The 10,042-nt window shown below is 55.5% G+C and carries 9 protein-coding genes; 6 read left to right on the forward strand and 3 right to left on the reverse strand.

Going from position 1 to position 10,042, the window contains the following annotated elements; all coding sequences use genetic code 11:
- Nucleotides 1-62 precede the first annotated feature (62 nt).
- From WBC85_RS07190 to WBC85_RS07200, 3 genes are read right to left on the reverse strand one after another with little or no spacing between them, the layout of a single operon-like run.
- A complete protein-coding gene (locus tag WBC85_RS07190; protein ID WP_424434524.1) occupies nucleotides 63-620 on the reverse strand; it encodes a TadE/TadG family type IV pilus assembly protein in 558 nt (185 codons plus the stop codon).
- Between the two features lie 5 nt (nucleotides 621-625).
- Complete coding sequence (locus WBC85_RS07195) at nucleotides 626-1,171, reverse strand: TadE/TadG family type IV pilus assembly protein (protein ID WP_424434527.1); 546 nt, start codon at nucleotides 1,169-1,171, stop codon at nucleotides 626-628.
- Nucleotides 1,168-2,592 carry a pilus assembly protein TadG-related protein gene (locus tag WBC85_RS07200; RefSeq protein ID WP_424434530.1) on the reverse strand — a complete coding sequence of 475 codons (1,425 nt, stop codon included), beginning with the start codon at nucleotides 2,590-2,592 and terminating at the stop codon, nucleotides 1,168-1,170. The genes WBC85_RS07195 and WBC85_RS07200 overlap by 4 nt, the downstream gene beginning before the upstream one ends.
- A 339-nt stretch (nucleotides 2,593-2,931) precedes the next feature.
- Here WBC85_RS07200 and WBC85_RS07205 point away from each other — a divergent pair, with 339 nt between their 5' ends.
- The 6 genes from WBC85_RS07205 (at nucleotide 2,932) to WBC85_RS07230 (ending at nucleotide 9,891) form a co-directional block, all read left to right on the forward strand.
- On the forward strand, nucleotides 2,932-4,362 hold the full coding sequence (locus WBC85_RS07205; RefSeq protein WP_424434533.1) for a Glu/Leu/Phe/Val family dehydrogenase: 1,431 nt from the start codon (nucleotides 2,932-2,934) through the stop codon (nucleotides 4,360-4,362).
- A 121-nt stretch (nucleotides 4,363-4,483) separates the two neighbouring features.
- The gene (locus WBC85_RS07210) at nucleotides 4,484-5,737 is read left to right on the forward strand and encodes a sarcosine oxidase subunit beta family protein (protein ID WP_424434536.1); all 1,254 of its coding nucleotides are present in this window, start codon (nucleotides 4,484-4,486) and stop codon (nucleotides 5,735-5,737) included.
- Nucleotides 5,738-5,816: 79 nt separating this feature from the next.
- Nucleotides 5,817-6,089 carry a sarcosine oxidase subunit delta gene (locus WBC85_RS07215; RefSeq protein ID WP_424434539.1) on the forward strand — a complete coding sequence of 91 codons (273 nt, stop codon included), beginning with the start codon at nucleotides 5,817-5,819 and terminating at the stop codon, nucleotides 6,087-6,089.
- Nucleotides 6,086-9,001 carry a sarcosine oxidase subunit alpha family protein gene (locus WBC85_RS07220; protein WP_424434542.1) on the forward strand — a complete coding sequence of 972 codons (2,916 nt, stop codon included), beginning with the start codon at nucleotides 6,086-6,088 and terminating at the stop codon, nucleotides 8,999-9,001. Before WBC85_RS07215 ends, WBC85_RS07220 begins: the two co-directional genes overlap by 4 nt.
- The gene (locus tag WBC85_RS07225) at nucleotides 8,994-9,527 is read left to right on the forward strand and encodes a sarcosine oxidase subunit gamma (RefSeq protein WP_424434545.1); all 534 of its coding nucleotides are present in this window, start codon (nucleotides 8,994-8,996) and stop codon (nucleotides 9,525-9,527) included. The genes WBC85_RS07220 and WBC85_RS07225 overlap by 8 nt, the downstream gene beginning before the upstream one ends.
- A gap of 55 nt (nucleotides 9,528-9,582) precedes the next feature.
- Nucleotides 9,583-9,891, forward strand: a complete 309-nt coding sequence (locus WBC85_RS07230) for a hypothetical protein (RefSeq protein ID WP_424434548.1) — start codon at nucleotides 9,583-9,585, stop codon at nucleotides 9,889-9,891.
- Nucleotides 9,892-10,042: the final 151 nt, after the last annotated feature.

The following is a 10,042-nucleotide window of genomic DNA, read 5'->3' on the forward strand; positions in this document are numbered from 1 at the left end:
CAATAAAAAACGCCGCGTTGAGACATGCTCGACGCGGCGTTTGTTCTTTAATGCCAAAGGCGTTACCCGTTGCTGTCCCAGACAATCTGAGGCGCGAAACGCGGGCGGGTAAAGACGAAGGTCTCGATGATGCGTGGGGAAATGCCAACGCTGAAGGCAGGATCGTAGTCAGACGCTGTTTCCACCAGAATGATCCGCTCGTTTGCGATCAAAGTCGGTAGAAGTTCGTCGTAGTCACCTACATCGCGTGTCCGAAGGCGAGGAATATCGCCGCGGCGCTGTGACCAATCCACCTTGAACTTGTTCTGGTCACCATCCCAGCGCAGCAATGTAACGCGCAGCGCAGTTTCCCCCGGGCTTAGACCCGACAGATCCTTATAGATGTTACGAGCATTCGTCATATAGGTGGGCGTGATCGGCAGCGTTTCACGGCTAATCATATCGCTGATCGTATAGGCCGCTTTTTCTGCAACGGTTTGCGCGCGGTAAGCTTCATAGTAGGTGAAGGTCGCGGCATAAGCCCAGAAGATGGCAGGAAAGATGATCGCGGCTTCAACTGCGGCGCTTCCCTTGGAGTCTTTCGCAAAGCTGCGAAGTTTTGACAGGATGAACGTTTTCATATCGATTACCTCGGTTCCTGTGTGAAGGCCGAAACAGCGACAAGCGCGCTTTTGCCATTGTGGTCCTTGGTGCGTTCCAACGCCAACTCGGACGTCGGGAATACCGGGTCGTAGAGCATGCAGGCGCGGACCATGACCAATTCGTTGGACGAACCCATTTCGAAATGACGAACCGGATTAATCACATCCAATGCACCTGATGCTTGCTGTGCACAGTCAACTGCGTCGGGCAGGAGGGTGTAGGAACGTGGATCGTTCGGGATCATCTCCAGGCGCAGGTTGGCCTGGCAATCATCAAAGATGACAGCGCCATTACAAATCATGTCGCGAATTTCGTCATGGGAATACTGTGCTCCCGTTCCGATACGCACTTCACGCATTGCAATGTCCAACCCTCGCTCAAGCAATGTCTGGCGAATAGTGATGACGCCCATTTCGATGCTGGAGGTCAGGATCAAGATGAATACGGGAAACACCAAGGCGAATTCGATAGTGACGTTGCCACGCTCTGCATTGCGAAAGCGCAGAAGTCTGTTGAGTAGCTGTTTCATTGTGTGAGCCTCAGCTGGTTAATCTGGCGCGCAATCGCGTCAAATGCTTCGGAAATTTCGATGCCTTCAACCCGGAAGAAGTGGCTGGGTGAAGAGGCGCAGTTTTCCATGACGTCCGCGCCGTGATCGTTGACTTCAAATCCGATGGACCAAATGACAATTCCTTCGTCTTTGGCTGCATCACAGATGTTTTCGAGCAGAGCATCACCTTGGGTTGCAGAGTACTTTTCGTAGTAGTAGCTGCTGCGCTGGTTCCATCCGACATAGCGAGCAAGATAGTACCACAGGTTGTAGCGGCTCCAGTGGTAGTAATCTGACGTCGAGTCATAGGCCCAGGACGAAATGCGTGCTGCCGAGCTGTTTTCACCATCGGTCATGAGAACTACTGTTTTAAGCGTCTCAGGATCGTTGAATGCAGCAGGACGGTCGTCAAACGCGTCATCGACGTTATTGCTAAGTGCCAGTGCATCCACGACAGGGTTGAACGCTGGATCCAGCATCGCTGCAGCCCATTTCATACCCATAAAGATCTGGGTACCTGCACGTGGCTGAAGTTGCGCGATTTGTGCGTTCAAAGCGGCGGCATTCTGGCTGAATGGTGTGATGGTCTCGTAAGAATACCGCGGGCAGATTGTGTCAGTCAGCGTGTTCTGGCCAGAGTAGTTCCACTGGAAGTGCTGCATCTGATCGTATGTTGTGCTCAGGTCCAGCTCTGTTTCGTCATAAGCAGAATCTGCCATTTCGATACAGTGGGAATAGTCATGGCGGTGGTTTGTGTTCAGCTCGTTATAGATAAGCGGTCCCGCGTTCACATGCTGTGAGTAGGGGATAAGCGACACAGAAACCAAGTCCTGATTGGCCGGGCTGAGAACCGTGTTCACAAAGGACGTTGCAGCTGTTCGCAGTTGCGACATCTTGCTGCCCGTGCCCATAGAGCCGGAAATATCCAGAACCATCGAGATTTCGACGTTGGCGATACGCTCTTCCGCGACACCAGCCGCGACCGCGTTCAGTGTATTCACGCCAGCCAGCTTCATGAAAGCAGTCGTTGTGATGGATTGCGCTTCTGCACCAATCGTTTTGTAGTTGAGGCCCTGATCGACAGAGACGTTAGACAGGAAGCTATCCAACCCAGCAGTTTCAAAATAATCATTGACCACTGTTGCCGGCGCTTGTTCCTGATCCAGGTCAGCCGCTGCAAGGACCGCACGGTCCAAAGTATGCTGCAGAACGGTGCGATCTCGTTCTGAGCGCATCAGGTCAACCCCGATACCGCCCATCGTCAAAATCATAAGCACCATAAAGACGGCGAAAATGACGAGGCTGCCATCCTCTTCTTCTTTGAACGCACAGAAGGGCGAGCGCCTTTCAGCGTTACCCTTAGTCGGCCCTTGGCCGGTAAGGTGAAGTTTATACCGCATTTGATCGGTCCTTTCTCTAATCGCCCAACGCAAAGCACATTCTGTGCGTAAACATCCGAGATCGAATTTGCTTGAATCTTGTGGCGAAAATGCGGCGCAAAACAGGAGATAACGTGCCCCTTTTCACGAAAGAATGAACAATCTATTCACAGGATTTTGATTGTTTCCGTTTCGTTGGTGATGGGCGTCTTTACGAGGTCAGATCGGCCTCATTTGAAAGGAATCGAAGTTTTTTTAACTGCGCTTTGTCCAAATTTAGTCGCATCCGTTAACTTTTTTGTCATAGGCTCGCGTTAACAGTGCGTCCGAAAGAGATGCACGCCAACCTGGGAGAATGAAATGACATCCAATAAAGAGCCTAGTTTCCGTGAAAGCGTGGATATGATGTTCAGCCGCGCGGTCGCGCTGATTGACCTTCCACCGGGGCTTGAGGAAAAGATCCGCGTTTGCAACGCAACCTATACAGTGCGTTTCGGTGTGCGCCTGCGTGGCAAGCTGGAAACCTTTACGGGATATCGCTCGGTACATTCTGAACATATGGAGCCTGTGAAAGGCGGTATTCGTTTTGCAATGGGCGTTAACCAGGATGAAGTTGAGGCGCTGGCCGCGTTGATGACTTATAAATGCGCGCTGGTTGAAGCGCCCTTCGGTGGCTCCAAAGGCGGGTTGCGGATTGATCCGCGCCTATATGAAGAACACGAACTGGAGCTTATCACCCGTCGTTTTGCATATGAGCTGATTAAGCGCGATCTGATTGACCCCGCGCAGAACGTTCCTGCGCCCGACATGGGCACGGGCGAGCGCGAAATGGCATGGATCGCCGATCAATACGCGCGGATGAACACCACCGATATCAATTCACGGGCTTGCGTGACGGGCAAGCCGCTGAACGCAGGCGGTATCGCCGGGCGCGTCGAGGCGACGGGGCGGGGCATTCAATATGCGCTACGCGAGTTCTTCCGTGACGCGCGTGGCCTCGAGAAAGCGAACCTGAGCGGCACATTGGAAGGCAAGCGCATTATCGTTCAGGGCCTCGGTAACGTGGGATATCACGCGGCCAAGTTCCTAAGCGAAGAAGATGGTGCGAAGATCACGGGCATTATCGAGCACGATGGCGCGCTGCACGACGAGAATGGCCTTGATGTAGAGGCTGTGCGCTCTTGGATCACCAAGCATGGCGGCATTAGCGGCTATCCTGATGCCCTGTGCCATGAGGACGGAGCAGCGGTTCTTGAAACCGAGTGCGATATTCTGATCCCTGCGGCGCTAGAAGGGGTGATAAACCTGTCCAACGCCGCGCGGATCAAGGCACCGCTGATTATCGAGGCGGCAAATGGTCCGGTTACGGCGGGCGCAGATGACATTCTGCGTAAGAAGGGCGTTGTTATCATTCCTGATATGTATGCCAACGCGGGCGGTGTGACTGTTAGCTACTTTGAGTGGGTGAAAAATCTGTCGCACATTCGTTTTGGCCGCATGCAGCGCCGTCAGGAAGAAGGGCGTCACCAGCTCGTTGTCGACGAACTGGAACGTCTGAGTTCTGACAAAGGGTTGGGTTGGCAGCTTTCCCCGGGGTTCAAGGAAAAATATCTGCGCGGCGCGGATGAGTTGGAGCTGGTGCGCTCTGGCCTCGATGATACGATGCGCATTGCCTATCAATCCATGCGCGATGTCTGGCATGAACGCGATGACGTGGAAGACCTGCGCACGGCCGCATATCTGGTGTCGATCCAGAAAGTAGCAGCAAGCTATCGTGCGAAGGGTCTCTAGGAAAAATCTTGCGCAAGATTTCAGCAGAAAGAAAAAAAACGACGCGCAATGTCGATGAGGCGTTGCGCGTCCTCCGCAAACCCGCTTAGGTCTGTACCTGAAATGGGGGGGGAGCGGGTTAATGCGGTTTTCTGGACTACGCATTCTCAAAGAAGGGCTAACAGGCAACAAGGGCTGGGGCGCGCATTGGCGTGATCCTGCACCTAAGCCTGAATATGATGCGATTATCATCGGTGGTGGTGGCCATGGGCTATCTACAGCCTATTATCTGGCAAAGAACCACGGGCTGACGAATATCGCAGTTCTGGAGAAGGGCTATATTGGCGGCGGCAACGTAGGGCGTAACACCACGATTGTGCGCGCCAACTATTTCCTGAACGGCAACTCAGAGTTTTACAGCCATTCTCTCAAGCTCTGGGAAGGGTTGGAAGAAGACCTGAATTACAACGTCATGCATTCCCAGCGCGGATTGATTAACCTGTTTCACTCTGACGGGCAGCGCGATGCCTTTGTGCGGCGCGGGAATTCGATGGTCAATCAGGGCGATGATGCGATCTTGCTGGATCGTGAGGGGGTGCGCAAACATCTGCCATACCTTGATTTCGACAATGTGCGCTTTCCCGTCTACGGAGGGTTGCTCCATCCGCGCGGCGGTACCGCGCGCCATGATGCTGTAGCTTGGGGATTTGCCCGCGGCGCTGATATGCGCGGCGTTGATATCATCCAGAACTGTGAAGTGACGGGTATCGACATCGAGAATGGTGCAGTGACGGGCGTGCAGACATCGCGCGGGGCGATCAAGACAAAGAAGATCGGCATGACGGTTGCGGGACGCTCCGGGCAGGTCGCCGCAATGGCTGGTCTTCGGCTTCCGATCGAGAGCCATGTTTTACAGGCGTTTGTGACCGAAGGGTTAAAGCCCGTGATTGACCATGTCATCAGCTTTGGCATGGGACATTTCTACATTAGCCAGTCAGACAAGGGCGGTCTCGTCTTTGGCGGTGATCTGGATTTTTATGCCTCTTATGCGCAGCGCGGCAATCTGCCGATGAAAGAACATGTGATGGAAGCGGGCATGACGTTGATGCCGATGATTGGCGAGGCCAAGGTGCTGCGGTCATGGGGGGGGATCATGGATATGACGCCTGACGGGAGTCCGATCATTGATAAAAGCCCTGTGGAGGGCCTCTTCATCAATGCTGGCTGGTGCTACGGCGGCTTTAAGGCCGTGCCCGGATCCGGCTCGGTGTTTTCGCATTTGATTGCGACAGGCAATCATCACAGTGAAGCGACGGGTTTCCGCCTTGATCGATTCCGCACAGGGACTGGCTTGATTGATGAAGAGGGCACCGGCTCTCAACACAATCTACACTAGGGGGCTTTGAACGTATGGGAGCCTTCGGCGAGAGTTTATTTGGCAAAATGAAGGGCGCGCGCGCTCGGGGGGAGATGCTATGCGTCTGACATGTCCTGTGTGCGGCGAGAGGGATCGCCGCGAGTTCTATTATGTAGGGGATGCGGTGGCCTTGCAGCGTCCTGATCCTGACGCGGGAGAGCAGGCTTGGGATGATTACGTTCATAATCGTGATAACCCTGCCGGCGTAACCCGCGATCTGTGGCAGCACGAAGCAGGCTGTGCGGCCTGGATTGTGGTGACGCGTCATACAGTCAGTCATGAGGTGCTGGAAACAGTTCTGGCCAAAGATGTGAAAAGGGCCAGCGCATGAGAGTTGAGAACAAGGGTCTGATTGACCGCACGCGCCCTGTAAGCTTTACCTTTGATGGCACGCGCTTTCAGGGGTTTGCGGGCGATACGGTCGCTTCGGCCTTGCTGGCGCATGATGTGCGTCTCATGGGGCGTTCGTTCAAGTATCACCGCCCGCGCGGGGTTCTCACTGCCGGGAGCGAGGAGCCGAACGCATTGGTCACGATCAAGCGCGGCGCGGATGCAGAGCCAAATGTGCGTGCAACCACACAAGCGATTTTTGAAGGGTTGGAGGTGCGTTCGCAAAACGCCTGGCCTTCGCTTGGCTTTGACGCGCTGGGCATAAATGATCTGGCCGCGCCGTTCTTTAGCGCGGGCTTTTATTACAAGACGTTTATGTGGCCGCGTGCCTTTTGGGAGAAGATATACGAGCCAGCGATCCGACGCGCTGCGGGTTTGGGTGGTTTGAGCGGCACTGCCAATAGCGCGCAATACGAACGCGCCTTTGCTTTTTGTGATCTGTTGGTCATTGGCGCAGGGCCTGCTGGTCTTATGGCCGCGCTTGAAGCCGGGCGCGCCGGAGCTGATGTCATTCTTGCGGATGAGGATAGCCAAGCGGGAGGACGCCTGTTGGCCGAAACCCATAGCGTTGGTGGTGAAGCGGGGCATGCCTGGGCCGCCACGATGATCGCAGAGCTGAGTTCAATGGACAACGTGCGCATCATGCGCCGCACGACAGTAACAGGCGCCTATGACCAAGGCACCTTTGGCGCGTTGGAACGTGTGAGTGACACAGGTGCGCCGCGCGCGTGTTTCTGGCGTATCGTTGCCAAACGCAGCATTCTGGCGGCGGGCGCGTTGGAGCGTCCTGTTGCCTTTCAGAACAACGATCGCCCCGGGATTATGACGGCGGGCGCTGTGCGCGCCTATCTGAACCGTTGGGGCGTGGCACCAGGGCGTAATGTTGTGGTCTTTGGCAATAACGATGATGCCCATCGCACAGCCCATGATTTGCGTGCTGCGGGTGTGCATGTGGCCGCATTGGTGGATAGCCGCCATGACGCGAAGGTCAGCGGAGATTTTCCGATATTTACGGGCGCAGAGGTTTGCGGATCAAGCGGGCGCAAGGGGCTGGAATCTGTGACCATTCGCACCCAAAGCGGCACAGAGAAGATCGCTACCGAATGCCTTGCTATGTCAGGGGGGTGGAACCCGTCGGTTCATCTGACGTGTCACATGAACGGGCGCCCTGAATGGCGCGAAGACATTGCCAGCTTTGTGCCGCGTGACGGGGCTATTCCCGGAATGCTGACAGCGGGGGCCTGTCAGGGCAGCTTTTCAACGCACGCAGCCTTGTTAGAGGGGCAAGCCGCCGCAATGCAGAGCCTTGAGGCGCTGGGCAAGAAGGGCAAGCCTGCAGATTTGCCAGAGGCCGAGGATGCGCCTGTGCGTATGTCACCGCTATGGGCGGTTGGCGGCACCGGGCGCGCATGGCTCGATTTCCAGAACGATGTGACTGTGAAGGATGTCAAACAGGCGGCGAAAGAGAACTTCCGTTCGGTCGAGCATATGAAGCGCTATACCACGCAAGGCATGGCAACCGATCAGGGTAAGAACTCTAACGTGAACGCATTGGCTATTCTGGCCGATGTCACCGGGCGCGGTATTCCCGAAACGGGCACAACGACGTTCCGCCCGCCTTACACGCCTGTGCCGATTGCGGCCATTGGCGCGGGGGCGCAGGGCAAGGGGTTCGCGCCTGAAAGGCTTACCACGTCGCACAACGGCACGGTTGCGCGCGGCGCGCCGATGATCGAGGCGGGGCTCTGGTATCGTCCGAGTTATTTCCCGACCGACGGCGAAACCACTTGGCGTCAGTCCTGTGATCGCGAAGTGAATATGGTGCGTAGCAGTGTTGGCGTCTGTGATGTGAGCACGTTGGGCAAGATCGACATTCAGGGACCAGACGCAGGGGCTTTTCTCGATTTCGTCTACACCAATACTTTCAGCACGTTGAAGCCGGGGCGCGTGCGCTACGGCTTGATGTTGCGCGAAGACGGGCATGTGATGGATGACGGCACCACCGCACGTTTGTCGGATACGCATTATGTGATGACGACCACGACCGCAGCCGCGGGCCAGGTGATGCGCCACTTGGAATATGTGCATCAATGTTTGCGGCCCGAGCTTGATGTGTCGATGATTTCGGTGACAGAGCAATGGGCGCAGTTTGCAGTTGCGGGGCCAAAGTCGCGCGACGTCCTGAACGCTTTGCTCGACAAAGCTATCGACAACGAAACCTTTCCTTTCATGGCTTGCGGCGATGTAAAGGTCTGCAATGTCGATGCGCGATTGTTCCGAATTTCATTCTCGGGCGAACATGCCTATGAAATCGCGGTGCCTGCGCGGTATGGCGCGTCGCTGTTCGAGCGCCTGTGCGAGCAAGCCAAGGCGCTGGGCGGTGGGCCTTACGGGATGGAAGCGCTAAACGTGCTTCGGATCGAAAAGGGCTTTATCACCCATGCGGAAATTCACGGGCGGGTGACTGCCTTTGATATCGGAATGGAGCGGATGGTTTCGAGCAAGAAGGACTGTATCGGCCAAACCATGGCCGGGCGGCCCGGTTTGCTTGGCGAAGATCGCCAGCAGCTTGTCGGTCTCAAGCCTATAGGGGCGGTCAAACAGCTTACTGCAGGGGCGCATTTGTTTGCGCCAGAGGCCGAAGTCACGCGGATCAATTCCGAAGGCTATGTAACCTCTGTCGGGTTTTCGCCGACGATGGGCACCTTCCTTGGAATTGGATTCCTCAAGAACGGACGCGCGCGCCATGGGCAAACTGTAAAGCTCGTCGATCATATGCGCGGCATTGAAACCCTGTGCGAAATCCATGATCCCGTCGTGCATGATCCAGAAGGGGGCAAAACCCGTGGCTGATCTATTAGAAATTTCTCCGGCAGAGGGGCTTTTGCCTTATGCCACAGGCGCGGCAGAGCTGAATGAGCTCGCGCTGGGCCGCGCAACATCCATTGCACCGTTCAAGGGGCAAGAAAGCGCTGTAGAAAAAGCGCTGGGGGTCAGCCTGCCTGATGTCGGGCGATCGAACGGGAAAGCGGGGCAGGAAATTGTCTGGTTCAGCCAAGGCCAGTTTCTGGCCCTTGGACTGGATGTTCCTGACACCCTGTCAAAACTAGCTGCGGTGACGGATCAAAGCGATGCTTGGTGCGCGCTTGAGCTGAAAGGCGACGCCAGTGTTGATGTCTTGGCGCGGCTTGTACCGCTCGATCTGCGCCAAAGCGTGTTCAAGCGCGGGCATTGCGCGCGCACTCAGTTGGGGCATTTGCCGCTTCATATCACGCGCACAGGCAATGCGTCTTTCAGGATGCTATCGTTCCGATCCATGGCTGGAACAATGGTGCATGAAATTACCCGCGCGATGGACCTTTTTGACGCGCGCGGGTGACTTTTGAGCGTTCATGCCCTATGTGAAAGCGCAAAGAGTACCAGGGAGCTGTCGTATGATCCGTTTGACTTTTATTGCCATTCTCGCTGCGTCTTTCGCGATGCCAGCCGCTGCGCAGTCGAAAAAGGACAAGTTCTGCGACGAGCTTGCCAGTACGAGCCAGCAAATCGCGGATTTACGTATCAAAGGCAGTGATGAAACAGACGCGATGCTTGCAGTTGCAGAGCAATATGACGACAGCCAGACCAATCATTTGCAGATGATCCCCTATCTAAGCAGCTTTGTGTATGGTTTGAGCGATGATGATCTGAAGGGCGACGTTCAGACCTCTTTTGCCGAGCAGTGCAAAGCCTTCAAAGGCTAACTGGACTCTCGCGATGGCAAGGCGGATACTGCCGCAATGAGTCTACCCCCTGGTTTCCTAGATGAGTTACGCACGCGTCTCAGCCTGTCTCAGGTTGTTGGCCGAAAGGTCATGTGGGATGCGCGCAAGTCCAATCAGGGCAAGGGTGACA

The sequence above is a fragment of the Planktotalea sp. genome (assembly GCF_049680325.1).
Lineage (GTDB): Bacteria > Pseudomonadota > Alphaproteobacteria > Rhodobacterales > Rhodobacteraceae > Planktotalea.

Excerpts from the sequence above, each read along its gene's own strand:
- WBC85_RS07190 (WP_424434524.1), bottom strand. The coding sequence starts at position 620 with ATGAAAACGTTCATCCTGTCAAAACTTCGCAGCTTTGCGAAAGACTCC.
- WBC85_RS07195 (WP_424434527.1), bottom strand. The coding sequence starts at position 1,171 with ATGAAACAGCTACTCAACAGACTTCTGCGCTTTCGCAATGCAGAGCGT.
- WBC85_RS07200 (WP_424434530.1), bottom strand. The coding sequence starts at position 2,592 with ATGCGGTATAAACTTCACCTTACCGGCCAAGGGCCGACTAAGGGTAAC.
- WBC85_RS07205 (WP_424434533.1), top strand. The coding sequence starts at position 2,932 with ATGACATCCAATAAAGAGCCTAGTTTCCGTGAAAGCGTGGATATGATG.
- WBC85_RS07210 (WP_424434536.1), top strand. The coding sequence starts at position 4,484 with ATGCGGTTTTCTGGACTACGCATTCTCAAAGAAGGGCTAACAGGCAAC.
- WBC85_RS07215 (WP_424434539.1), top strand. The coding sequence starts at position 5,817 with ATGCGTCTGACATGTCCTGTGTGCGGCGAGAGGGATCGCCGCGAGTTC.
- WBC85_RS07220 (WP_424434542.1), top strand. The coding sequence starts at position 6,086 with ATGAGAGTTGAGAACAAGGGTCTGATTGACCGCACGCGCCCTGTAAGC.
- WBC85_RS07230 (WP_424434548.1), top strand. The coding sequence starts at position 9,583 with ATGATCCGTTTGACTTTTATTGCCATTCTCGCTGCGTCTTTCGCGATG.